Annotated in this window: 14 protein-coding genes and 1 pseudogene; 12 read left to right on the top strand and 3 right to left on the bottom strand. The window is 63.6% G+C overall.

What is annotated here, in order from left to right; translation table 11 throughout:
• The first annotated feature begins 12 nt into the window (after positions 1-12).
• The 6 genes and pseudogenes from FJ492_RS05770 to FJ492_RS05745 form a co-directional block, all read left to right on the top strand.
• On the top strand, positions 13-1,941 hold the full coding sequence (locus tag FJ492_RS05770; protein ID WP_140768937.1) for an autotransporter assembly complex family protein: 1,929 nt from the start codon (positions 13-15) through the stop codon (positions 1,939-1,941).
• 2 nt (positions 1,942-1,943) lie between these two features.
• Entirely contained in the window at positions 1,944-8,000 is a 6,057-nt protein-coding gene (locus FJ492_RS05765) for a translocation/assembly module TamB domain-containing protein (protein WP_140768935.1), read from the top strand.
• A 252-nt stretch (positions 8,001-8,252) separates the two neighbouring features.
• Complete coding sequence (locus FJ492_RS05760; protein WP_140502334.1) at positions 8,253-9,911, top strand: ABC transporter substrate-binding protein; 1,659 nt, start codon at positions 8,253-8,255, stop codon at positions 9,909-9,911.
• A gap of 149 nt (positions 9,912-10,060) precedes the next feature.
• Positions 10,061-11,095 carry an ABC transporter permease gene (locus FJ492_RS05755; RefSeq protein WP_140502335.1) on the top strand — a complete coding sequence of 345 codons (1,035 nt, stop codon included), beginning with the start codon at positions 10,061-10,063 and terminating at the stop codon, positions 11,093-11,095.
• An 11-nt stretch (positions 11,096-11,106) separates the two neighbouring features.
• Positions 11,107-12,264, top strand: coding sequence for an ABC transporter permease (locus FJ492_RS05750; protein ID WP_140717646.1), 1,158 nt, complete (start codon positions 11,107-11,109; stop codon positions 12,262-12,264).
• 48 nt (positions 12,265-12,312) lie between these two features.
• Positions 12,313-14,514: pseudogene (locus tag FJ492_RS05745) on the top strand (ABC transporter ATP-binding protein); the annotation flags it as partial.
• 593 nt (positions 14,515-15,107) lie between these two features.
• On the opposite strand, the gene FJ492_RS05740 reads toward FJ492_RS05745, so the two are convergent.
• The gene (locus tag FJ492_RS05740; RefSeq protein WP_140717642.1) at positions 15,108-15,698 is read right to left on the bottom strand and encodes a transglycosylase SLT domain-containing protein; all 591 of its coding nucleotides are present in this window, start codon (positions 15,696-15,698) and stop codon (positions 15,108-15,110) included.
• A gap of 216 nt (positions 15,699-15,914) precedes the next feature.
• On the opposite strand from FJ492_RS05740, the gene FJ492_RS05735 reads away from it, so the two are divergent.
• Both FJ492_RS05735 and FJ492_RS05730 read left to right on the top strand, forming a co-directional pair.
• On the top strand, positions 15,915-17,453 hold the full coding sequence (locus FJ492_RS05735) for a trimethylamine methyltransferase family protein (RefSeq protein WP_140768931.1): 1,539 nt from the start codon (positions 15,915-15,917) through the stop codon (positions 17,451-17,453).
• A gap of 79 nt (positions 17,454-17,532) precedes the next feature.
• Positions 17,533-19,974, top strand: a complete 2,442-nt coding sequence (locus tag FJ492_RS05730) for an FAD-dependent oxidoreductase (RefSeq protein WP_140768929.1) — start codon at positions 17,533-17,535, stop codon at positions 19,972-19,974.
• Positions 19,975-19,994: 20 nt separating this feature from the next.
• On the opposite strand, the gene FJ492_RS05725 is transcribed toward FJ492_RS05730, so the two are convergent.
• Entirely contained in the window at positions 19,995-20,390 is a 396-nt protein-coding gene (locus FJ492_RS05725) for a DoxX family protein (RefSeq protein WP_027141582.1), read from the bottom strand.
• A gap of 202 nt (positions 20,391-20,592) precedes the next feature.
• On the opposite strand from FJ492_RS05725, the gene FJ492_RS05720 reads away from it, so the two are divergent.
• The gene (locus FJ492_RS05720; RefSeq protein WP_181166584.1) at positions 20,593-21,084 is read left to right on the top strand and encodes a hypothetical protein; all 492 of its coding nucleotides are present in this window, start codon (positions 20,593-20,595) and stop codon (positions 21,082-21,084) included.
• Positions 21,085-21,129: 45 nt separating this feature from the next.
• Here the strand turns inward: FJ492_RS05720 and FJ492_RS05715 are convergent, their stop codons facing one another.
• Complete coding sequence (locus FJ492_RS05715; RefSeq protein WP_140768927.1) at positions 21,130-21,906, bottom strand: VOC family protein; 777 nt, start codon at positions 21,904-21,906, stop codon at positions 21,130-21,132.
• Positions 21,907-22,081: 175 nt separating this feature from the next.
• On the opposite strand from FJ492_RS05715, the gene FJ492_RS05710 reads away from it, so the two are divergent.
• The 3 genes from FJ492_RS05710 to FJ492_RS05700 all read left to right on the top strand — a co-directional run bounded on the left by FJ492_RS05710 (position 22,082) and on the right by FJ492_RS05700 (position 25,133).
• Complete coding sequence (locus FJ492_RS05710; RefSeq protein WP_140768925.1) at positions 22,082-22,810, top strand: gamma-glutamylcyclotransferase; 729 nt, start codon at positions 22,082-22,084, stop codon at positions 22,808-22,810.
• 119 nt (positions 22,811-22,929) lie between these two features.
• Positions 22,930-24,285: an NAD(P)-dependent oxidoreductase gene (locus tag FJ492_RS05705; protein WP_140768923.1), complete on the top strand. Its 1,356-nt coding sequence runs from the start codon at positions 22,930-22,932 to the stop codon at positions 24,283-24,285.
• 5 nt (positions 24,286-24,290) lie between these two features.
• Complete coding sequence (locus FJ492_RS05700) at positions 24,291-25,133, top strand: methyltransferase domain-containing protein (protein ID WP_140747600.1); 843 nt, start codon at positions 24,291-24,293, stop codon at positions 25,131-25,133.

The raw sequence follows: 25,133 nt of genomic DNA, 5'->3' as shown, positions 1-25,133 counted from the left end.
TAGGTTATCTTGATGCCGGCGCATGAAGAGCAGATGTCAGGAGGGACCGCGCCAGGGCGCGTGCTTCCGCGCGCCCTGCTTTTGGCCATGATGTGTTCGTCGGCGCTGCTTTGCGAAGCGAGGCACGCGGCCGCGTTCGAGCTTTTCGGTATCAAGCTGTGGGGATCCTCCAGCGACGAGGACGCCGATATTGCCGATCCCCTGCGTTACGCGGTGACCATCTCCGCACCCGATGCCGACAAGGACCTCGTCAAGAAGCTCGAAAACGCTTCGGCGCTGAAAGGCGATGAGGACCGGCCGGTTTCGGGCTCGCTCGGGCTGATGGCCAAGGCGCGCAGCGACCGGGAACAACTGGTCGCCGCACTTTATGCCGATGCCCGTTATGAAGGCGTGGTCACCATCACCATCGACGGCAAGCCGCTCGACGAACTGCCGCCGGACGCCGAATTCAAGGGTCCGCAGCCCATTCCGGTGGCGATCACCATTTCGGCTGGCCCCAAATTCACTCTTGGCAATATCAGGCTGGAGGGCGACGCGGCGGGGCTGATGAGCGCCGACTATGGGCTGATATCTGGCGGCGACGCCGGATCGGGCGCGGTGCTCAAGGCCGAGGCGCTGATCGTGCGGACGCTGAAGGAGCAGGGCAGGCCGCTGGCCAGGGTGACCGACCGGCAGATCGTCGCCGACCATGCCACCTCGACACTCGACGTGACGCTGACGGTCGCAGCCGGGCCGGTCGCCGGCTATGGCGCGACCACCGTGGAAGGCACCGAGAAGATCGACCGCGACTTCACCGAATACATGACCGGGCTGAAGCGTGGCAGGCAGTACTCGCCGCAGGAGATCAGCGACGCGCGCGACAGGCTGCTGGCGCTCGAGGTCTTCAACAGCGTGACGTTCAAGGAAGCCGACAAGCTCGACGCCGAAGGCAACATCCCGATCGACGTCCAGGTCAGCGAGCGCAAGCCGCGCTTCTTCGGGCTCGGCGGCACCTTCTCGAACACCGAGGGGCTTGGCCTGGAGGGGTACTGGGGCCATCGCAACCTGTTTGGCCGTGCCGAAAAGCTGCGCATCGACGGCGCCATCAGCGGCATCGGCAGCAACAATCTGTCCGAACTGAACTACAATGCCGGCATCATGTTCGAGAAACCCGGCGTCATCGGGCCGGCGTCGAAATTCTTCGCCAGCGTGAAGACCGTGCTCGAGCATCCGGACGCATACGACCATTTCTCGGTCAAGGGCAGCACCGGCCTGTCCTACGAACTCGACAAGAGGCAGACCGTATCGGCCGAGGTCGCGCTCGATTATTCGCGCATCCACGACGCTTTCGGCAAGCACACCTACCTGATCGCCAGCATTCCGCTGCAATATGTCTACGACAGCAGGGACAGCAGGCTGAACCCGACCAGGGGCTTCAGGGTGCTCGCCTATGCCGAGCCGAGCTACGACATATTGAGTGGTGCCGCCTTCCTCAAGCTGAAGGGCGAGGGATCGGCCTATCAGTCGCTGGACACGGCCTCGAAATTCGTGCTGGCCGAGCGTGTCGCCATCGGCTCGATCGTCGGTACCGGGCTGCAGAGCGTCCCGGCCGACCGGCGCTTTTATTCCGGCGGCGGCGGCTCGGTGCGCGGCTATGCCTATCAGGGCATCGGTCCCAAGGATTTCACCGGCCAGCCGATCGGCGGCCTGTCGTTCTTCGAGACCTCGGTGGAGATGCGCATCGCCGTCACCGACACGATCGGCATCGTGCCCTTCGTCGATGCCGGTACGGTGTCGACTAAGTCGGTTCCCAACTTCTCCGACGTCAAGGTCGGTGCCGGCGTCGGCCTGCGCTACGTCACGCCGTTCGGACCGTTGCGCATTGACGCGGCCGTGCCGCTCAACCGTGATCCCGGCGACCCGCATTTCGGCATCTATGCCGGCATTGGCCAGGCGTTCTGACGATGAAAACGGTCTGGCGCATCCTTCGCATTGTCCTCTACACGCTGCTGATCGTGCTCGCGGGTGCGATCGGCGCGCTCGTCGTGCTGACCAAGACCGAGCGCGGGCGCGACAACCTCGCCGGCATCATTTCGCGGCTGGCCTCGAGCGATGATCGCAAGGTTACCGTCAGCGGTATCGACGGCATCTGGTCGGGTAATCTCAGCCTCGACCATGTCGTGCTGGAGGACCGCGAGGGCGCTTGGCTGGTGGCGCGCAAAGTGGCCGTCGACTGGTCGCCGACGGCGCTGCTGTCGAAAAGCTTCAGCGCCGATCGGATTGCGGCCGAGCGCATCGAACTGGCGCGCCTGCCGGTGGCCGGTACGCAGCCGCCGGCGCAGAGCGGCACGACGACGCTGCCGGTCTCCATCGACATCAAGCAGATCGACCTGCCGGAAATCGCGCTTGGCGAGCAGCTGGCCGGCAGCGGCATCGCCGAGCTCGCGGCCAAGGGAATGCTCAAGGCCGATGCCGCGCCACTGGCGGTCCAGACGGTGCTCAACGTCACCCGCCACGACGGTAAACAAGGCAATGTCGATGCCAAGATCCATTTCGCACCCACCGACAACAAGCTGGACCTCGACCTCAAGGCGTCGGAGCCGGCCGGCGGCATCATTGCCAATCTGCTCAAGCTACCGGATGCGCCACCGGTCGATATCGCGGTTTTGGGCAGCGGGCCGCTTGCCAACTGGAGTGGTGTCGGTACCTTCCTCGTCGACCATCGGATCGTCACCCAGCTCACCGGCCGCCATCAGCTCACCGACAAGGGCAATCATGTCGAGGCAAAGGGCGACGGCGATCTTGCGCGCTTCCTGCCGGAAAACCTGAAGTCGCTGTTTGCCGGCAAGACCAGCTTCGATATCGCGGGCACCGCCACATCGGCTGGCGGCATCAGCATCGACCGGGCCAGCATCGAGAGCGATGCGGTGCACGGCACCGCCTCCGGCATAGCCGATCCCGCCGGCGCCAGCGACCTGTCGGTCGAACTCGCCGCCAAGGGCCCGCCCGTGGTGATCAGCGTCGGCAGCAAGGCGCAGCCGATCACGCTGGCGATCAAGAACGCCACCGCGCGGGCCTTCGGCGACGGCAAGGCGCCGATCGTCGACATTGGCGCCTCCTTCGTTTCGATCGTCGTCGGCGGCACGAGGCTGGACAATCTGGCGGCGCAAATTCATTCCGATGGTTTCGATATCCAGAACCGCGCCGGCCCGGTTGCCGTCAAGCTGGAGGCTGGCGGCCTGAAAACCGACGTCGCGACGTTGGCGCCGCTGGTCACCGGCAAGGTCAATGTCGATCTGGCCGGTTCAATCAGCAAGGACGCCATTGTTGCCATCGACCAGGGTACGCTGCGCTCCGATGCGCTCAATGCGTCGCTGACGGCGACGGTAGCGCTCGCCGACATGTCGATGCAGCTCAAAATGAACGCCGATGCCGTGGCGACCGCGTTCCCGCAGCAGATCGCATCGGTGCTCGGCGGGCGGGTGAAATTCTCGGCCACGGCATCGCGCGATCCGCAGGGCTCTTTCGCCGCGAACTCGATCGAACTCACTTCGGGATCGCTCAGCGCCAGCGGTACGGCCAGCATGCAAGGCACGGATATCCAGGCCGACATCAAGGGCAAATTGGGTGACGTTTCAGTGTTGTCGCCGACGGTCGGCGTACCGGTTACCGGCGGGGTCGATTTCGCACTATCGGCATCCGGCGCGATCACCGCGCCGGATTTCACTGTTACCGCCGACAGCGACAGCCTGACCGCTTCGGGCCGCACGGTGAAGGCCATCAAGCTGACTGCCAGCGGCAAGGCCGACATAACGAACCCTTCCGCCAATGTCTCGCTGGCCGGTGCCGTCAACGACCAGCCGCTCGACATCAAGGCTGCCCTGGTGACCAGCGAGGGCAAGCGTTCGATCAACGGCTTCCTGGTCTCGCTGGGCGACAACAAGGTCTCGGGCGACCTGGCGCTCGACAACAAGTTCATGCCCTTGGGAACGCTGACGCTCGCCGCGCCGGCAATCGACCAATTGGCCGCGCTGGCCGGCCAGGCAGTGACCGGCGACATCAACGGCACCATCCTCTTCGCCAAGGACGGCGACGCACCCTCCATTGCCATCGATGCCAAGAGCACGTCGGTCGCGCGTGGCGAGGTGACGGCCAAAGCGATCGCCATCAATGCGCTGATCGCCAATTATCTCAAGGCGCCGGCGATCTCGGGCACCATCAAGGCCGATGCGGTCACTTCGGGAAGCACAGAAATCAGCGGCATCGGCGTCGATCTCAAGCGCGACGGCGACTGGACCGATTTCACCGGCGGCGCCACGATCGCGGGCATTCCGGCGACCGCTGCCGGCCGGGTGAAGATCGCCGAGGGCACCACCAGCGTCGAGATTGCCTCGGGCGACGCCACTATTCGTGGGATCAAGGCGGCGATTGCCGAACCGTCGGCTCTGACCATCGCGGACGGCACAGCCAACATCGACAAGCTAGCGCTCGATATTGACGGCGGCAAAGTGGCGCTTTCGGGCAGCGCCGGCGAGACGCTCGATCTGGCGGCACAGGTCTCCGCTTTGCCTGCCACGCTTGCCAATGCGTTTTTGCCAGGCCTGGATGCTAGGGGAACGCTTGATGGTATCGCTGAAGTGAGCGGCGCCCCGGCAGCTCCGGACATCCGGTTCAACGCGAAACTGGCCGGCGCCGAGACCAGCCAGACCCGACAGGCAGGGCTCGGACCACTCGCCGTCGATGCGGTCGGCAGCTACACCATTGCCGGCGGCGTCGCCCTCGACCGTGCCACCCTCTCCGGCGAGAAGGTCTCCGGTCAGGCCGCCGGCACCATCAACCCGAACGGGGCCAGCGATTTCGCGATCGATCTGACCTCGTCCGGCCCCAGCCTGCCGCTGACGGTCGGAACTACCGAGAGCCCGGTCAAGCTCGAGGTCCGATCAGTGTCGGCCAAAATTGCGGGCGAAAGCACGCATGCCCGGCTGGACTTTTCCGCGATCCTGCCCTCAGTCGTCACCAGCCCGGCGAAGGTGGACGGACTTACCCTGACGCTGCACTCGGACGCATTCGATCTCAGGAACCGCGCCGGGCCGGTTTCCGGAACGGTGTCGGTGGACAAGGTTGGGCTCGACAATGCAACGATCGCGCCGCTCATCGCAGGCAAGGTCACGGCGGCGCTCAGCGCCCGGCTGAGCGCCGACGCCGTCGCCATCGACAGCGGCACGCTGAAAAGCGATGCGCTCAGCAGCCAGGTCGCCGGCCAGGTATCGCTGCGTGACGGTGCCATCGATCTCAACCTGAAGGCGGATGCGCCATCATCGGCCCTGCCGGCGGCGGCACGCGGCATGCTTGGCGACCGCGCCCAGATAAGCGCCACGCTGAAGCGCGAGCCCAACGGCAATCTCAACATAGGCGGATTGAAGCTCACTTCGGGCGCACTGAGTGCCGACGGCCAGGCAAGCCTTGCCGACAACAAGGTGACCGCCGACATCAGGGGGACGCTGAGCGACATCTCGCCATTGTCGAAGGATGCCAAGGGCGCCATCGCTTTTGCGCTGAGTGCGCAAGGGCCGGCCATGGCGCCGGACCTGTCGCTTACCGTCAACAGCGACAAGCTCTCGGTGGCATCGCGCGAGATCACCGGATTGAAGCTCGCGGCGACCGGCAAGGCCGATGCCGCCAACCCTGCAGCCAATGTGCAGCTCACTGGCATTGTCGCCGGCCAGGCGCTGCAGGGGAGTGCCGTGCTGGCAACGGCGGACGGCAAGAGCGCCATCAACGGCCTGCTCCTCTCGCTTGGCAAGAACAGGATTTCAGGCGATCTGGCGCTGGACGACAAGTTCGTACCTGAAGGCACCATCTCGCTCGACCTGCCCGATATCGGCCCGCTCGCAGCGCTGGCCCTTGAAAAGGCAGAGGGCGATGTGCGCGGCACGATCGCCTTTTCCAGGAATGGCGCGGCGCCCCAGGTCGCCATCAAGGCGACTACCGCCTCGATCACGCGTGGCGATCTCCAGGCGAAGGCCGTTTCCATCGATGCGTTGATCGCCAACTACCTCGCCGCGCCAGTTATCTCCGGCAAGATCCACGCCGACACCGTCACATCGGGCGGCACCGTGATCAGCGGCATCGATGTCGATTTGAAGCGCGATGGCGACTGGACCGGCTTTTCCGGCGGCGCCACGGTCAAGGGCATTCCGGCGAGGGCCGCCGGCCGCGTGAAGGTGGCCGGCGGCACCACCACCATCGAACTCGCTTCGGGGCAGGCGACGGTCCAGGGCATCAAGGCGGCTATCGCCCAGGCCTCGACCGTCAGCATCGCCAATGGCACGACGACGCTTGACAAGCTGGTGCTCAACCTTGGCGGCGGCACCGCGACGGTGACCGGCAAGGTCGGGCAGACGCTCGACATCAACGCAGTGCTGGCGCGCGTCCCGATGTCGCTCGCCAACAGTTTTTCGCCCGGTCTCGATGCCGCGGGTTCCATCTCCGGCACGGTGAAGGTGACGGGCGCACCGGCGAGCCCCGCCGTTGCCTTCAACATCGACGCGGCCGGCGTGCAGACATCGCAGACCCGCGGCGCGGGCGTCGGCGCGGTGAGTGTTTCCTCGTCGGGTACCTTTGTCGGCAACAAGCTGGCCTTCAACGCCAATATCAGCGACGGAGCCGGGCTTGGCCTCAAGGGCGGCGGCACGGTGACGACCGCGGGCACGCCCGCGCTGGCGCTCGATTTCAACGGTGCCGTGCCATTCGGCCTCCTCGGCGAGAAGCTTGCCGCGCAGGGCCTGGCGCTGACCGGCACCGCCAACGTCAATATCCAGGTGCGCGGTCCGGCGACATCGCCCGTGATCGGCGGCAGCGTCAAAACCTCGGGCGCGCGGCTAGTCGACGCACGCTCGGGCCTTGCGGTCAACGATATCGCGGCGGACGTCTCGATAGGCAACGGTGTTGCCAGGATCAACCGGTTGACCGGAACGCTGTCGACGCGCGGCAGCCTGTCGGCCAGCGGTACGGTTGGCATCAATCCGGCGCAAGGGTTCCCGGCCGACCTGTCGATCAAGCTCACCGATGGCCGCTACACGGATGGACGCGTGGTGACCGCAAACCTTGGTGGCGACCTGACGATCAAGGGGCCGCTGACTTCGGCACCGGCCATCGCCGGCACCGTCAACCTGGCCAAGACCGTCATCACGGTTCCGGACAAATTGCCGGGCTCGCTCTCGGCACTCGACGTCAAGCACAAGAACGCGCCGGGTGCGGTCAGGGCACAGGACAAGGCGCTGCGCCCGGCGACGACCAGCGGCAAGAGCAGTGGCAGCGGCCTTGCGCTCGACGTTACCGTCAATGCGCCGAACCAGATTTTCATCCAGGGCAGGGGTGTCGACGCCGAACTCGGCGGCTCGCTCAAACTGACCGGCCCGGCCTCGTCGCCGCAAGCCGTCGGCACCTTCACCTTGCAGCGTGGCCGGCTGTCGATCCTTGGCAAGCGGCTGACCTTCACCGAAGGCACGGTCGGATTCTCCGGCTCACTGGTGCCTTACCTCAACCTGACGGCGACGACGACCACGACCGGCGCAACCGTCACCATCGTGGTGTCGGGCGAGGCGACCAATCCAAAATTCACCTTCAGTTCAGTGCCGGCGCTGCCGGAGGATGAAGTGCTGGCGCAACTGATCTTCGGGCGGTCGATGTCGAACCTGTCGCCGCTGCAGATCGCGCAACTGGCAGAAGCGGCCGGGCAACTGGCTGGTGTCGGCGGCTCGACGTCGCTACTGGAGAATCTGCGCAGCGCCATCGGCGTCGACGATCTCGACGTCATCACCGACGACAAGGGGGGCACGGCGGTCTCGGCCGGCAAGTATCTCAACGACCGCACCTATGTGACTGTCCAGAAGGGCGACAAGCCGGGTTCCGGCAAGGCGACCATCGACCTCAATGTCGGGCGCGGAGTCAAATTGCGCGGCGAGGCGACGGACGCCGGCGAAGCCAAGGGCGGAATATTCTACGAGAAGGAATATTGACGATCTGGCCCTCGTTCTGGCCGCAACTGGCGCTGTCGTAACCGGTGTGAACGTCTCAGTTTAATCGCCCGAAGAGATTTTGGCGAAATCTGGGCGCACTAGCAATTTTGCGCCAAGACTGTCGCTATCACGCGAACTGCCCCCCTTTCAAAGTTGCACATTCGCTAGCATGTTCCCAATCCATGTCGTCTTTGACATCATGGCCTGGATGCGGAATGTTAATCGGCGGAAAGCCAACAATGGGAGTTAGTCATGACAATCTACAAGAGCAATGGCGACAGCGTTCCGGATCACATCCTGGCGATGGCCGAAGAAGCCAAGTCGGGCAAGGTCGACCGCCGCGAATTCCTCGCGCTCGCCAGCGTCTTCGGCGCCTCGACGGCCATGGCCTACGGGCTGCTCGGCCTTGCCGCTCCGACCCCGGCCAAGGCCGAGGACGTCCAGGGCAAGAAGGGCGGCGTGCTGAAGGTGGCCATGTCCGTCAAGGATCCCAAGGATCCGCGTACAGCAGACTGGTCCGAGATTTCCAACGCCGAGCGCCAGGCGCTCGAGCCGCTGGTGAAATACACCAAAGAGTACACCTTCGCGCCATATCTGCTGGCAAGCTGGGACATCAACGACGACGCCACCGAATACACGCTGCATGTGCGGCCTGGCGTCGAATGGAACAATGGCGACAAGTTCACCGCCGATGACGTGATCTACAATTTCACCCGCTGGGCCGACAAATCAGCGGAAGGCAACTCGATGCCGGGACGCCTTGGCAGTCTCGTCGATGAGACGACCAAGAAGTTGCGCGAAGGGGCGATCGCCAAGGTCGACGACATGACCGTCAAGTTGAAGCTGTCGAAGCCCGACATCGCCATCATCCCCAACCTGTGCGACTATCCCGGCCTCGTCGTCCACAAGACCTTCGACGAGAAGGGCGCCAACTTCAAGAACTGCCCGATCGGCACCGGTCCGTTCGAGCTCGTCTCCTATGATGTCGGCCAGAAGGTGGTCTACAAGCGCCGCACGACCGGCAAGTGGTGGCAGGGCGAAGCCTTCCTCGATGGCGTCGAGTTCATCGACTACGGCACCGATCCGGCCGCGACGGTCTCGGCCTTCGAATCGGGCGAAGTGCAGACCAACCACGAAACCACGGCCGATTACGTCAAGATCATCGAAGGTGTCGGTGCGCCGGCTTCGGAAGTCGTGACCGCGGCCACCGTGGTCTCTCGCTTCAACATCAATGCCAAGCCCTATGGCGACCAGAAGGTGCGCCAGGCGATGTGCCTCGCCGTCGATAATTCGGTCGTGCTGCAGCTCGGCTATGGCAATGCCGGCACGCCGGCCGAAAACCACCATGTCGCGCCGATCCATCCGGAATATGTCGAACTGCCGAAGATCAAGCGCGACATGGCCAAGGCCAAGCAGATGCTGACGGAAGCCGGCGTGATCGATTTCGAGCACGAGCTGATCAGCAATGACGAGGACTACCACAAGAACACCACCGACGCGATCGCGGCCCAGCTGCGCGAGGCCGGCATCAAGGTGAAGCGCACCGTGCTGCCGAGCTCGACCTTCTGGAACGACTGGACGAAATACCCGTTCTCGGAAACCAACTGGAACATGCGTCCGCTTGGCATCCAGGTCATCGCCATCGCCTACCGCTCCGGCGAAGCCTGGAACGAGACCGCTTATGCCAATCCGGACTTCGACAAGAAGGTCAACGAGGCCCTCGGCATCGCCGATGCGGAGAAGCGCAAGGTCGTGATGAAGGACATCGAGACGATGCTGCAGGAGTCCGGCATCATCATCCAGCCTTACTGGCGCAAGCTCTACATCAACATCAAGCCCGAGGTGAAGAACCACTCGATGCACCCCACCTACGAGCACGACTTCGGCAAGGTTTGGCTCGATCAGGCGTGACCCACAGCTTGACGAATACGAGGGGCGACTGGCCCCTCGAATTCGCGGGATCGTCGCCGTTGCACCGGATGCAGCGGCGGCGTGACGTCGCAAGGTTTTCGAAACAGGGTTGACCATATCTGACCCCAACCCGGCCGGCAGGGGGTACAATGTTCTCATTCATCATCAGACGCATCGGCACTATACTGCTCACGATGCTGTGCCTGACGCTGGTCGTTTTCTTCCTCGTCAATCTCGAACCCAATCTGAAGAAGCTGGCGATCAGCCAGACCGAAATGCACACATCGGCCGAGCAGCTCGAAAGCTGGCTGGTCAATCACGGCTACCGCCAGAACTTCTTCGCTCGCTATGGCCAGTGGCTCGGCGTCGTGCCCAAGCAGCCGATCACGGATCCGGCGACAGGGAAGACGACACAGCGCTTCTCTTTCTGCAACGACCCGACGGTGCCGACATTCTCCGGTGTCATCGAGGGCGATTTCGGCTGCTCGACCAAGTTCAAGACCACGGTTGGGGCCAAGCTGTTCCCGGCGCTCGGCGCCACCGGCATCCTGATGTTCTGTGTGCTGGCGGTGATGGTGCCGGTCTCGCTGCTGATCGGCATTCTTGCCGGCATGCGCGAGGGCTCGCGCACCGACCGCGTGCTGTCGGTCGCGTCGATCGCCTCGACGGCGACACCTGAATATGTGTCGGGCGTCATCTTCACCGTCGTCTTCGCCTCATGGCTCGGCTGGCTGAACGGTTCTGCCGCCTCGGCAAGCCAGGGTATCACCTTCTACAATTTCACGCTGCCGGTCATCACTTTGGCGATCTACGGCATCGGCTACATCGCGCGCATGACGCGCGCCTCGATGGTCGAGGTGATGACGCAGCAATATATCCGCACGGCACGCCTGAAGGGGCTTTCCTTCAAAAGTGTCGTGGTCAAGCACGCGCTGCGCAACGCGTTGATCGCGCCGTTCACCGTCATCATGCTGCAGTTTCCATGGCTGCTCACCGGCGTCGTCATCGTAGAGGTGATGTTCCGCTACCAGGGCTTCGGCTACACGCTGGTCGAGGCCGCGGGTAACAACGACATCGATCTTCTGCTCGGCTGTTCACTGGTCTCGGTGTTCATCGTCTTGATCACGCAGCTCATTTCCGACGTCGGCTACGCGTTCCTCAATCCACGCATCCGCGTTCAGTAGGGAGAAGGCGCATGCAAGCTCAATATATCGGCGCCTCCACCGTCATCCTCGAAGTGTTCTGGCGCTTCTGGCCGGTCTGGGCCGCGCTTTTCATCGTCATGGGCGCGAGCTTTCTCTACAAGAAGAAGCTGGCGCTCTATGGCCAGCTGTTCGACAGCGGCGTCGGCATAGCGGGCGTCTTCATCTGCCTGTTCTGGCTGTTCACGGCGATCTTCGCCTCGACCATCTCGCCTTTCGATCCGCTCGGCCAGGTCCCGATCATGAAGGACACGCTGCCCGGCGCCATCGAACCGCAGTCGGGGCTTGTCTACCTGTTCGGCGGCGACAAGCTGGCGCGCGATGTGTTCTCGCGCATGGTCTATGGCAGCCAGATCGTGCTGATCATCGCACCCGCAGCGACCGGCTTCGCGCTCATGGTTGGCATCACGCTCGGCCTGCCGGCCGGTTATTACGGCGGCAAGATCGATTCCATCCTGTCGTTCCTGGCCAACCTGGTGCTGGCTTTCCCGGTGATCCTGCTGTTCTACCTGCTGGTGACGCCGGGCATCATGGACACGCCGATCCCCTATGCGCTGGCCGGTGTCTTCTTCCTGTTCCCGATCATCTTTTTCAGTGTGCTGTTTTGGACCCGCTACAAGAACCGGCCCGACCGGATCTATATCCTGCTTGGCCTGACGCTGATCATAGGCGGCTGGATCTACCTCGGCCTGGTCTTCGACAGGGATCCGCTGCACATCGTCCACATCGATCCCAACCAGCTCAACATTTTCGTGGCTGTGGTGTTCGCCTCCAGCCCCGGCGTGTTCCGCATCGTGCGCGGCCTTGTGATGGACATCAAGACGCGCGACTATGTGGCGGCGGCGCAGACGCGCGGTGAATCGCCGTGGTATATCATGCTGTGGGAAATCCTGCCCAATGCGCGCGGACCGCTGATCGTCGATGCCTGCCTGCGCATCGGCTACACCACGATCCTGCTCGGCACGCTGGGCTATTTCGGCCTGGGGCTTGCGCCCGAGAGCCCGGACTGGGGCACCGCGATCAAGGACGCCAGCCGATTGCTGCGCTCCTTCATCCATCCGGCGCTGCCGCCGACGATCGCGCTGATGTCGTTCGTGCTGGGGCTCAACCTGTTGGCCGATTCGCTGCGCGAGCAATCGATGAAAGACTGATTGACGGGCCTTGACCCGCGTCTGGTAAAATTTGGATTGGAGCGACCCATGAACGAGGCAGTTCGAAATCCCGCCAAGCCGACCAATGGGCCGATCATCGAGATCGAGAACCTGTCGATCTCCTTCTTCACCCGCAAGGGCGAGATACCGGCGGTGATGGATTTTTCCTGCACGGTCATGCCGGGCGAGGCGATGGGCATCGTCGGTGAATCCGGCTGCGGCAAGTCGACCGTATCGCTCGGCATCATGCGCGACCTGTCCAACATCGGAAAGATCGTCGGCGGCAAGATCAAGTTCCAGGGCAAGGACATGGGCGAGCTCTCCGACGAGGAACTGCGCGCCATCCGCGGCAACAAGATCGCCATGATCTACCAGGAGCCGATGGCCAGCCTCAATCCGGCGATGAAGATCGGCCAGCAGCTGATGGAAGTGCCGTTGATCCACGATAAGGTGTCGAAGGAAGAGGCCTACTCCAGGGCGCTCGAAATGGTGCGCTCGGTCAAGCTTCCCGATCCCGAGCGCATGATGCGCTCCTATCCGCACCAGCTTTCCGGCGGCCAGCAGCAGCGCATCGTCATTGCCATGGCGCTGCTGTCGAAGCCGGCGCTGCTTCTGCTCGACGAGCCGACCACCGCGCTCGACGTGACCGTGGAAGCGGGCATCGTCGACCTGGTGAAGGGGTTGGGCGAGAAGTTCGGCACCTCGATGATCTTCGTCTCGCACAATCTCGGCCTGATCCTTGAAACCTGCGACCGCATCACGGTGATGTATTCGGGCGAGGCGGTGGAGACGGGCAAGATCAAGGACGTCTTCGACCGGATGCGCCACCCCTATACGCAAGGGCTGTTCCGTTCGATCCCGCTGCCGGGCGCCGACAAGAACTCGCGGCCGCTGATTGCGATTCCCGGCCAATTGCCGCTGCCGCACGAGCGGCCGAAAGGCTGCAATTTCGGCCCGCGCTGCCACCATTTCGTCGAGGGCGTCTGCAATGCCGCCGAGATCCCGATGATCGAGGTCGCGGGTCACGAAGGCCATTTCTCGCGTTGCGTACGCTTCAACGAGATCGACTGGGACGCGCTGCCGCCCGGCGCCAAGAAGATCAATGAACGTGTCGTGCCCGGCGCGCCGGTGCTCAAGATCGAGGACCTCCGGAAATATTATAAGGTCGGCGGCAGCGAGGTGTTCGGCTCGAGCGAAGGCCGCGTCGTCAAGGCCAACGAGACGATCTCGTTCATGGCGCGCGAATCCGAGACGGTCGCCATCGTCGGCGAATCCGGCTGCGGGAAGTCGACGCTGGCCAAGGTGCTGCTCGGGCTTGAGACGGCCAGTTCCGGCAGCGTGACGCTGGGCAACAAGGAAATCCAATCGACCGGCATCGAGAAGCGCAGCGTCGACACTGTGTCGTCGATCCAGATGGTGTTCCAGAATCCGTTCGACACGCTCAACCCCAGCCATTCGGTCGGGTCGCAGATCATCCGCACGCTGGAAAAATTCAATGTCGGCAAGACCGTCGCCGACCGGCGCAAGCGCATGCTGGAACTGCTCGACCTGGTGAAACTGCCGCGCGCCTTCGAGACGCGCAAGCCGCGCCAGCTTTCCGGCGGCCAGAAGCAGCGTATCGGCGTGGCACGCGCCTTTGCCGGCGACGCCAAGGTAGTTGTGGCCGACGAGCCGGTTTCGGCGCTCGACGTTTCGGTGCAGGCGGCGGTGACCGAACTGCTGATGGACATCCAGCGCAAGAACAAGACGACAATGCTGTTCATCAGCCACGATCTGTCCGTCGTGCGCTACATCGCGGACCGCGTCGTCGTCATGTATCTCGGCTATATCGTCGAGCAGGGCACGACCGACCAGATCTTCGCACCGCCCTATCATCCCTATACCGAGGCACTGCTGTCGGCGATCCCAATTGCCGATACCAGCGTGGTCAAGAAGCACATCGTGCTGGAGGGCGACATACCCTCGGCGATGAACCCGCCGTCCGGCTGTCCGTTCCAGACACGCTGCGGCTACAAGAAGTTGGTTCCCGACAATTTGTGCGAGACCAAGGTGCCGCCGGTCAAGAATCTCGGCGACGGCCATATGAGCCTGTGCTGGCTTTCCGACGACGTGCTCAAGACCATGGAGCCGGTGATCAAGTTCGACAAGGAACACGCCGCCCATGAGGGCGTGCCGGACGATGCGCCGCATGGCGACGGTCCGGGCTTTGCCGGTACGCCGCCCAACCGACCACATGGCAAGACGGCCAGTGCGGAAGCCGACGCCGTGGGGGAGGCCGCCGAGGAGGCCGAAGCCGTTTCGCGGGCTCGCCGCCACGAAGTTCGGGACGAGGTCTCCGAGACCGGCGATGCCTCTCCGAAGCCCGCCAACGCCACCTCCGCGCCGTTCACCCCAAGGACGCTTGGAGACGGCCGCCAGGCGGAGAACGCACGCGTGGCACCAATTGGTGAGCCTGCGGTGAGGCAGACCAAATCAAGCCAAAGTGCGACAAAGGCGAGCGCGACTGCGGAGCCAGCCCGTCTGGCCGGCGCAAATGTCGACAAGAATCGCCCGTCCGGCATCGCCAGGCCTGCCAAACCCGATGACCTCAAGCTGATCTCCGGCGTCGACCCGAAGACGGAGGGCATCCTCAATGGCCTCGGCATCTTCACCTACGCTCAGGTCGCCGCATGGAAGAAGGCAGAGCGCGAGTGGGTTGACGATCATCTGAGATTCCACGGCCGTATCGAGCGCGAGGACTGGGTCAGGCAGGCAAAGGCGCTAGCCAAAGGCGGCGAGGCTGAATACATCAAGGTGTTCGGCAAGAAGCCGCGCTGAAAGGCCACGACCGTTGCGGCAACCCTTTAGTTGCCGCACTGGCTCAGTTGCTGTGCATAGTCGCGGGCCATCTTGTCGGTGGCCCTTGCATAGCCCTGGACGCCGGCATCGCCACGATTGCCTCGGCCATAGGCGGTCCAGCCGAGATAGTAGGCGAGATAGAGGTTGTAGGTGTCGCTGCGCGCGACGCCGTATGCGTCTGATGTCTTGGAATGATACCAGCCGACGAAGTCGACGGCGTCGGCGAATTTCGTCCGCCGCGCCGCCCAGTTGCCGGTCTCGCTCTGATATTGCGACCAGGTTCCGTCCAGCGCCTGCGAGAAGCCAGTGGCCGAGGAGACATGTTTCCACGGAATGAAGCCAAGCAGCTTGGTGCGCGGCGGCCGGGCGTTGCTCTTGAAGCCGGATTCCTTGCGCACGGTGGCCATCAGCACCGGCACCGGCACGCCGTATTTCTGGGAGGCGCGTTCGGCGGCCGACTGCCAATTGTCGAACCAGCCGTCATTCTGGTCGAAGACGGCGCAGACATTGTTGATGTGGCTGGGCGCGGTGGCGCAAGCCGAAAGTGCCAGCAGCGCGCACACCGCTACAATTTTACTAAAACTCGACCTACGCATTGGATGAGCAATAAGCCGAAATCATAAAGGGAATCTTGCTGCCGCCGTTAACGCACGGTCGGCACCAGCAGGTGAGAAAATGCGATATCGGTATTCCGACGCCAATTGTCGTCTTTTCTAGACAGGCATTGCAGATGTGCCGCCTTGGCTAAAATCACGCCGGCAAACGGCGTATTTCTGACAGACCGGCCGCGCTGCCGAAGCTTTGATGCCGGCATGACCGAACCAAGACGCAAACGCGGCGCCGAGCGTACCAGCAACAGGGGGCCAGCGCCCATCGCGCAGCTGCCGCCCAGACGGGTGACGAATCCGTATCCGCCGATGGCGTTGCTGTCACCAGACCAGATCGAGGCGATCCATCAGGCGTCGATGCATATATTGGAGAATTTCGGCATCGAGGTGATGAGCCCGCGTGCGCTGTCGCTGTTCGAGAAAGCCGGCGCCAAGGTCGATCTCGCCTCGGCCAATGTGCGCATCGATCGCGGCATGGTCGACGAGGCGCTGAAGACGACGCGATCTACCTATACGCTGACCCCACGCAACCCGGCCAAGTCAATCCATCTCGGTGGCAGCACCATCAATTTCACGCTTGTGGCCGGTCCTCCCAATGTGCACGACATGGAGCGCGGCCGCCGTGCCGGCAATCTGCGCGACTATGCCGATCTCACCCGGCTGGCGCAGCATTTCAACTGTATCCACATGCTTGGTAACCAGGTCTGCGCGCCGGTCGAACTGCCGGCCAACTCACGCCATCTCGACACCTACCTCACCAATCTGACGCTGACTGACAAGAGCTTCCATGTCTCGGCGATCGGCCGGGGCAGGGCTCTGGACGGCATCGAGATGATGGCGATTTCGCGCGGGCTGACGCTGGATCAGATGCGGGATGATCCCGGCATCGCCACCATCATCTCGGTCAACTCGCCGCGCCGCTTCGACGAGATGATGGCCGAGGGGCTGATGACCATGGCGGAGTACGGCCAGTCGGTGGCGGTGACACCGTTCACGCTGATGGGGGCGATGAGCCCGGTGACGCTGGCCGGCGCCTTGGCGCAGCAGAATGCGGAGGCGCTGTTCGGTGTTGTGCTGACGCAACTCGTGCGTCCCGGCGCGCCTGTGATGTACGGCGCCTTCACGTCCAATGTCGATATGAAGTCCGGCGCGCCGGCTTTCGGCACGCCTGAAAACACCAAGGCCAACATTGCCTCGGGTCAATTGGCGCGGCGCTACGGTCTGCCATACCGGACGACGCCCGGCTCGGCTTCCAACGCCGCCGATGCGCAAGGCGCCTATGAGACGCTGATGGCGCTGTGGGGCGCGGTGCTTGGCCATGGCAATCTCGTCTACCACGCCGCCGGTTGGCAGGAAGGCGGGCTGACGGCGTCGTTCGAGAAATTCATCATCGACGTCGAGATGATCCAGCACATGATGGAGTTTTTGCGCCCGATCGTGGTCGACGAAGCCGAGCTTGCCGTCGAGGCGCTGGGCGCGGTGCCGACCGGCGGCCATTTCTTCGGCGAGCCGCATACACTGGAGCGCTATGCGACCGCCTTCTACCAGCCAATGCTCTCCAACTGGCAGAATTTCGAAGCCTGGCAGGAAGCCGGCGGCCTCGACGCAACCGCGCGCGCGACGCGGCTGTGGAAGAAGGCGCTGGCGGATTATGTCGAGCCGACAATGGATATTGCCGTACGTGAAGAGCTCGAGGCCTATGTGGCCAAGCGCAAGGAAGCGATCGGGCAGGGCGAGCCGTGATTTCCTTGGCGCCGGCGCGCGGCTCCTGCTGTCCCGATTCATATCTCCCATCCAACTCACTGATATCAGAGAAAAACCCATGAAATCGCATGCAAAAGTCGTGGTCATTGGCGGTGGCGTCGTTGGGTGCTCGGTGCTGTTCCACCTCGCCCGCTATGGCTGGACCGACATCGTGCTCCTGGAGCGCGACGAATTGACATCCGGCTCGACCTGGCACGCGGCCGGCGGCATGCACACGATCAATGGCGACCCCAACGTCGCCAAGCTGCAGAAATACACAATCAACCTCTACAAGGAGATCGAGGAGCTGTCGGGGCAGGCGACCGGCGTCCACCTGACCGGCGGCGTGCTTCTAGCTGCCACCGAGGCGCGGCTTGACTGGCTGCGAGGGGTCGTCGCCAAAGGCCGTTATCTCGGCATCGAGCTGGAGGAAATCTCGCCGAAAGAGGCGGCCGAGCTGATGCCGCTGCTCGACCCCAGCCAATTCGTTGGCGCCGTCCGCAACAAGGAGGACGGCCACCTCGATCCCTCGGGCGTCACGCATGCCTATGCCAAGGCGGCGCGAAAGCTGGGCGCCGAGATCGAACGTTTCACCAAGGTGGAGGATATCGTGCGCCGTCCCGACGGGATGTGGCGCGTCATAAGCAACAAGGGCGAGGTGGTGGCCGAGCATGTCGTCAATGCCGGCGGCCTGTGGGCGCGCGAAGTCGGCCGCATGGTCGGGCTCGAACTGCCGGTGCTGGCGATGGAGCACATGTACCTGATCACCGAGGATATGCCGGAGGTCGCGGCCTGGAATGCCAAAACCGGCACCGAGGTCATCCATGCGGTCGATTTCGACGGCGAGCTCTATCTTCGCCAGGAGCGCGGCGGCATGCTGATGGGAACCTATGAGAAGGCCAACAAGCCGTGGTCCGAGTATCAGACGCCGTGGAATTTCGGCCATGAGTTGCTGGCGCCCGATATCGACCGCATCGCGCCGTCGCTCGAGGTCGGGTTCCGACATTTCCCGGCTTTCCAGAACACCGGCATCAAGCAGATCATCAACGGGCCTTTCACCTTCGCGCCCGACGGCAACCCGCTGGTCGGGCCGGTGCGCGGCCTGCCGGGCTTCTGGGTCGCCTGCGGCGTGATGGCCGGCTTCAGCCAGGGCGGCGGCGTCGGGCTCGCGCTGTCCAACTGGATGATCGAGGGCGACCCCGGCGCCGATATCTGGGCGATGGACGTGGCGCGCTACGGCGACTGGGCGACCATGGCCTACACCAACGCCAAGGTGCGCGAGAATTACTCCAGGCGTTTTTCGATCCGCTTCCCCAATGAGGAATTGCCGGCCGGGCGGCCGCTGAAGACGACGCCCGTCTATGATTTGTTGTCGGCCAAGGGCGCGCAATGGGGCGTCGCCTATGGGCTGGAGGTGCCGCTCTGGTACGCACCGGAAGGCGTCAAGGACGAGTTCTCATGGCGGCGCTCGAGCGATTTCACCCATGTCGCCGCCGAAGTCGCGGCGGTGCGCTCAGGCGTCGGCCTGTCGGAGATATCGAGCTTTGCCAAATACAAGGTGACGGGCGAGGGGGCGGCGGCCTGGCTCGACCGGATGCTCGCTTGCAAGCTGCCGAAGCCCGGTCGCATGACCCTGGCGCCGATGCTGAAGGAAGACGGCAGGCTGATCGGCGATTTCACGCTGGCCAATCTGGGCCCCCAAGATCGGGAAGAAGGGGGCTGGTTCCTGGCCGGCTCCGGCATTGCCGAGCAATATCACATGCGCTGGTTCGAGCAGCATCTGCCTGATGATGGCTCGGTCCATATCGAAGCGCTGGGGCAAAAGCTCACCGGCCTGTCGATTGCCGGTCCCAGGGCGAGGGACGTGCTGGCGAAAGCCACGCGCTCCGACATATCGAACGCGGTGTTTCCCTTCATGGCCATTGGCAAGATGGATATCGGCATGGCGCCGTGCCTGGTCGGCCGCGTCAGCTACACCGGGGATCTCGGCTACGAGATCTGGGTGGCGCCGGAATATCAGCGCGCCGCCTACCAGGCGCTGATGGCGGCGGGAGCGGAATTTGGCATCGGCCTGTTCGGTTCGCGCGCGCTCAATGCGCTGCGGCTGGAGAAGAACTATGGTTCATGGGGGCGCGAATACCGGCCGATCTACGGGCCGCTGGAAGCCGGACTCGATCGTTTCGTCGCCTACGGCAAGGACGCCGATTTCATTGGCAAGGCGGCGGCGCTGGCCGAGCGCAAACAGGGCGGCAAGTTGCGGCTACGCGCCTTCATCATCGATGCCAAGGATGCCGACGTCATCGGCGACGAGCCGATCTGGTTTGGCGGCGTGGTGCGCGGCTGGGTGACGTCGGGCGGCTACGCCCATCATTCGAAGAAGTCGGTCGCCGTCGGCTACGTGCCGAAGGAGATCGCCGACGAGAGCGACGGCTTCGAGATCGAGGTGCTGGGCAAGCGGCATGCGGCGCGCATGCAGGCGACGCCGCTGTTCGATGCTAATTTCGAACGGATGCGGGGGTGAGAGCGCACCCCCGCATGGGATCATGCGTTGCGGCGGTTGTCGAGCGCAAAGGCGCCAGCGCCGGCGAAGACCAGATAGAGAAAGATAAAGCAGAACGAGATCGCCGAATCGCCGCCGTTGTTGACGGGGAAAAAGTCGCGCGGCATATGCGCCACGAAATAGGCGATCGCCATTTCGCCGGCCAGAAGGAACGCGACCGGGCGGGTGAAAAGGCCCAGTGCCAGCAGAATGCCGCCGAGGAATTCGAGGATGCCGGCTGCCAGCGGCAGTCCGCTCAACGCGGCGGCGGCGTGCTCGCCTGCGGGGAAATTGAACAGTTTCTGGCTTCCGTGCTCGACGAACTGCAGCGCCGTCATAATGCGCAGAACGCCAAGCGCCTGCGGCTGGTATCTGGCAAGGCCATCGAAAAGCTTCATCCAAAACTCCATTTGGCTTCTCGGCTCGCCCATAGGTTATCGCCCGGCTATGGACCATTCACTTCCCTTGGCCTGCCGTCAACAATTGGTGATTGGAAATGTTCCCCAGCCTGACCTTTGATATTGCGCCCGTTAGGGTTGCAATTATATCGCTATGGTTGTATTGATTTATGGACACTCCAAACATGTGGGTCCCCTCGCCATGAAAAAAGTCACCATCGGCCTGTTCGCAATCCTTATGGGCACCACCAGCTTCGCCATGGCCGAGGAGGCCGGCTGCGAGGCCTTCAAATGGCCGGTGACGCGCGAACAGGCGCTGTTTGCGGCTGCGCCCTCAGCGCCGTCCGGAGCGACGCTCGCGGTGGGTGCCGCTGCGGATCTGGCGCTGGTGCCGGCCGAGAAGGCCGGTTTCGCGGTGCCGCCCGAACGGGCCCCCGCCGAGGGCACGTTCGGCGCCGTAGCCAGCGTGGCGGTTCCGCCGGAGGGGGCCATCCAGATCAGCCTGTCGGGCGAGGCCTGGATCGATGTGATCCAGGACGGCCATGCCGTGAAATCGGCGGGTTATAGCGGTGTCAAAACCTGCCCCGGCATCCGCAAGAGCGTGCGCTTCAAGCTGGCGGCGGGCCAAGCCACCGTCCAGTTCAGTGGTGCCAAGAAAGAGACCCTCAAGGTCGCGGTGCTGGCGCCGGAATGAGCCGACGCCAGCAGGCGTGATTTCAGTGGTTGGCGTAAGCGCTCGCTACCGCACCGGCGCCATCAGAGCGAAATGCGCGCCTTGCGGGTCCTGGCATTGCACGACCCAGCTGCCTCCGGGCACCTCCATGGGTCCCATCAGGATCTTGCCGCCATTGTCGGTGACGCGTTTGGCGGCCGCGTCGATGCCGGTGACATTGAAATAGAATTGCCAGACCGGCACCGGTATCTGCTCGGGCTTGTTCATGATGCCGCCACCGGATTCAGGGCCGGCGGTAAAGGTCTGATAGATGCCCATCGGGCCCATGTCGAATTCGCCGGCATTGGTCCAGCCGAACTGGCTGGAATAGAAATCGAAGGCGGCCTTCCAATCGCTCGTATAAAGTTCGTGCCAGCCAATATGGCCAGGCGTGCTGGCCGGCACAACCGGCTGGTCGGGGCCGTTCGGCTGCAGGAACATGAACGTCGCGCCTTGCGGATCGGCGACGACGGCGAAGCGGCCGACGCCTGGAATGTCGTCGGGCTGGCGGTGAACGGCACCACCTGCCTTTTCCAGCGACGCGGTAGCGGCATCGACATCCCTTGCATGGATATAGCCCAGCCAGGCGGGCGGCATACCCATATTGGCCGCATCCTCCGGCATCGTCATCAGGCCGCCGACGCCACGCCCGCCGACATTCATGACGATATAGCGCGGCATACCTGGGGCCTTGTCGAAGGGCTCGGCCCTCCAGCCGACCACGGTTGTGTAGAAAGCCTCCGCGGCGTCGAGGTCCGACGTCATCAGTTCGTACCAGAAGAAGGGCATCGGGGATTTTGGCATAGTCGGTCTCCTCACCGTTGTGCACCGATCGTCGTTCGATCCATCCTAGGACGATCTCGACGACAGAAATCCGACATCTGGGCTAGAAATCGGGAACGGCAAGGCCAGCCTCCTGGTATCTTGCGCGCCTTGCGATTTTCGCCTTTGCTTGGCCACGAGAAGGGGGCCTCGATCCATGCGGCAGATGTCGCTTACAGCCGAGCTTGTTACACTGTGCCATCGCGAGGAGGCCGATCCCGGGCCCAGCGGCAGCTGGACGCAGCTGAGCGACGAGGATTTCCGGGTCCTTTCCGCGCGGCTGTCCGATGAAGCCGATGCGGGGCCGCTATGGGTGTTCGCCTATGGCTCACTGATCTGGAAGCCGGCTTTCGAGTCCGTCGAACGCCAGCGCGCCACCGCCCATGGCTGGCATCGCTCCTTCTGCATCGACATGGTCCGCTGGCGCGGCAGTGTCGCGCAGCCAGGACTGATGATGGCGCTCGAACGCGGCGGGCGATGCGATGGTGTGATCTATCGTCTACCGGAAGAAGGGGAGAAGGCTGCTCAGATCGAAAGACTGTTGCGGCGCGAGATCGACGATCACGAGAGCGTCGCGTCGGTCAGGTGGGTCCCGGTGCGTACGGCGCAAGGGCATCTGCGGGCGCTGGGTTTCTGGGTCGGGGTGACGGGCAGAGGCACTTCGCTCGGGCAGCCGCTGGAGACAGTAGCACGGGTGCTGGCGCGCGCCTGCGGCCATGTCGGCTCCGGGGCGGAATATCTTTACAACACGGTCAGCCACCTCGAGGAATTCGGCATCCGCGACCGCAATCTTTGGACGTTGCAGCGATTGGTCGCCGACGAGATCAGGTTGATCCACGGCATTGGCATGGGCGGCAGCTCCATCCCTGCATACCCGTCCCCTTAACTTGAATTCTATTGTCATCTTTTAGTCCAGCCTTTTCAATGTTTTGCGTCAAAAATTGACCAATTGATAAAAAAACAAAACGTGCTAGCCTTCCCCAAAACGAAAATGGGGAACTGAAAATGCCAGAGGGCCAGTTCAAAGAAGGTATTGTCGGCGGCCGGCTCCTGCCCGACCAATATGCGGACAATTTTTCCGACCTGCACCCGCCGCTCGATCATCACGAGGCACTGGTCGAATCCGACCGCTGCTATTTCTGCTACGACGCGCCGTGCATGAATGCATGTCCGACCTCGATCGACATTCCGATGTTCATCCGCCAGATCTCGACCGGCAACCCGATCGGGTCGGCCAAGACCATCTTCGACCAGAACATCCTGGGCGGCATGTGCGCCCGCGTCTGCCCGACCGAGACGCTGTGCGAGGAGGTCTGCGTGCGCGAGGTGGCGGAAGGCAAGCCGGTGCAGATCGGCCGTTTGCAGCGCTACGCCACCGATGTCGCGATGAGCGAGAACAAGCAGTTTTATCCACGCGCCGAGCCAACGGGCAAGACGGTCGCCGTGGTCGGCGCCGGCCCGGCCGGCCTTGCCGCGGCGCACCGGCTCGCCCGCCACGGCCATGACGTGACCATCCTGGAGGCGCGCCCGAAGGCCGGCGGTCTCAACGAATATGGTATCGCCGCCTACAAGAGCGTCGACAACTTCGCCCAGGCCGAGGTCGACTACGTCACCGCGATCGGTGGCATCGACATCCAGAACGGCAAGGCGCTTGGCCGCGACTACCAGTTCTCCGACCTGATCCGCAACTACGATGCGGTGTTCCTCGGCATGGGGCTTGGCGGCGTCAACGCGCTGCGCGCCGATGGCGGGGATGCCGCCGGCGTCACCAACGCGGTCGAATTCATTGCCGAGCTGCGCCAGGCCAGCGACCTCTCAGGCTTGCCGGTTGGCCGCCGCGTCGTCGTCATCGGCGGCGGCATGACGGCGATCGACGCCGCCGTGCAGTCGAAGCTGCTGGGCGCCGAGGAGGTGACGATCTGCTACCGGCGCGGCCAGGAGCATATGAACGCCTCCGAATTCGAGCAGGACCTGGCCGCCGCCAACGGCGTCACCATCCGCCATTGGCTGCAGCCGAAGCGGGTGATCGCTGAAGGTGGCAAGGTCAGTGCCATCGAACTCGAATACACCGCGCTCATCGGGGACAAGCTTGCCGGCACCGGCGAGACGCTGACGCTGGTTGCCGACCAGGTGTTCAAGGCCATCGGCCAGAGTTTTGTGCCGGTCGCACTCAACGGCAGCGGGGCGTCAATCGACCTCGAAGCCGGCCGTATCAAGGTTGACGAGGAAGGGCGCACCTCGCTGGCCAAGGTCTGGGCCGGCGGCGACTGCATTTTTGGTGGCGACGACCTGACCGTCTCGGCCGTGGCGCAAGGGCGCGATGCGGCTGAGAGCATCCACAGGAGCCTGACCCAGGGATAAGGATCATGGCCACGGTGGAACCGGGCATTGCCCGTCACTACGAGATTTCAGGCCTGGAGCAGCGGATTCTTGCCGCGCTTGCCGATACTGGCGTGGAAATCGCCCTTCTGAGCGCCGACGATCTCGCCGCAGTCGACGAATTCCACATTGGCGGCGTGGCCGCCACCAGGGAACTCATCGACCAGATGGGGCTGAAGCCTGGAGTCCGGCTTCTCGACATCGGTTCAGGTATCGGCGGTCCGGCCCGTTTTGCCGCGAACAATGCCGGCGCCGACGTCACCGGCATCGACCTGACGCAAAGCTATGTCGACATCGCGGCCAGCCTGTCGAAACAGGTGGGAATGGACGGCAAGACGCGCTTCGTGCAGGGCAGCGCGCTGGACATGCCGTTCGACAAGGCCAGCTTCGATGCGGCAATGATCCTGCATGTCGGCATGAACCTGGCCGACAAGCGCAAACTGATGAGCGAGGCCGCCCGTGTGCTCAAGTCCGGCGGCGTTTTCGCTGTCTACGACGTGATGCGGCTCAAGGACGGCGCGCTGACCTATCCGCTGCCATGGGCATCCGACGAGACCATGTCCTTTGTCGCCACGCCAGACAACTATCGTTCGACGGCCACCGCGGCGGGCTTTTCGGTGACCGCGGAGCGCCCGCGCGGTGCTTTCGCCATCGAATTCTTCGCGAAGATGCGGGCCCGCATGGCGGCCGCGCAGGCCGAGGGCAAAAAGCCGCCGCCCGGCGTCGGCCTCGTCATGGGCGAGGATGCCCGCACCAAGATCGCCAATCTCACCGCCGCGCTTGAAGGCGGCATTCTTGCTCCCGTGGAAATGCTCCTTCGTCTCGGTTGA

This window comes from Mesorhizobium sp. B2-5-4 (assembly GCF_006441095.1).
In the GTDB taxonomy this organism is placed as follows: Bacteria; Pseudomonadota; Alphaproteobacteria; order Rhizobiales; family Rhizobiaceae; genus Mesorhizobium; species Mesorhizobium salmacidum.
Note: the sequence above shows the minus strand (reverse complement) of the source record. Positions and strands in the feature narration are given on the sequence as shown.

Coding starts and splice junctions, on each gene's coding strand:
- FJ492_RS05770 (WP_140768937.1), top strand. CDS start 13: ATGCCGGCGCATGAAGAGCAGATGTCAGGAGGGACCGCGCCAGGGCGC.
- FJ492_RS05765 (WP_140768935.1), top strand. CDS start 1,944: ATGAAAACGGTCTGGCGCATCCTTCGCATTGTCCTCTACACGCTGCTG.
- FJ492_RS05760 (WP_140502334.1), top strand. CDS start 8,253: ATGACAATCTACAAGAGCAATGGCGACAGCGTTCCGGATCACATCCTG.
- FJ492_RS05755 (WP_140502335.1), top strand. CDS start 10,061: ATGTTCTCATTCATCATCAGACGCATCGGCACTATACTGCTCACGATG.
- FJ492_RS05750 (WP_140717646.1), top strand. CDS start 11,107: ATGCAAGCTCAATATATCGGCGCCTCCACCGTCATCCTCGAAGTGTTC.
- FJ492_RS05740 (WP_140717642.1), bottom strand. CDS start 15,698: ATGCGTAGGTCGAGTTTTAGTAAAATTGTAGCGGTGTGCGCGCTGCTG.
- FJ492_RS05735 (WP_140768931.1), top strand. CDS start 15,915: ATGACCGAACCAAGACGCAAACGCGGCGCCGAGCGTACCAGCAACAGG.
- FJ492_RS05730 (WP_140768929.1), top strand. CDS start 17,533: ATGAAATCGCATGCAAAAGTCGTGGTCATTGGCGGTGGCGTCGTTGGG.
- FJ492_RS05725 (WP_027141582.1), bottom strand. CDS start 20,390: ATGAAGCTTTTCGATGGCCTTGCCAGATACCAGCCGCAGGCGCTTGGC.
- FJ492_RS05720 (WP_181166584.1), top strand. CDS start 20,593: ATGAAAAAAGTCACCATCGGCCTGTTCGCAATCCTTATGGGCACCACC.
- FJ492_RS05715 (WP_140768927.1), bottom strand. CDS start 21,906: ATGCCAAAATCCCCGATGCCCTTCTTCTGGTACGAACTGATGACGTCG.
- FJ492_RS05710 (WP_140768925.1), top strand. CDS start 22,082: ATGCGGCAGATGTCGCTTACAGCCGAGCTTGTTACACTGTGCCATCGC.
- FJ492_RS05705 (WP_140768923.1), top strand. CDS start 22,930: ATGCCAGAGGGCCAGTTCAAAGAAGGTATTGTCGGCGGCCGGCTCCTG.
- FJ492_RS05700 (WP_140747600.1), top strand. CDS start 24,291: ATGGCCACGGTGGAACCGGGCATTGCCCGTCACTACGAGATTTCAGGC.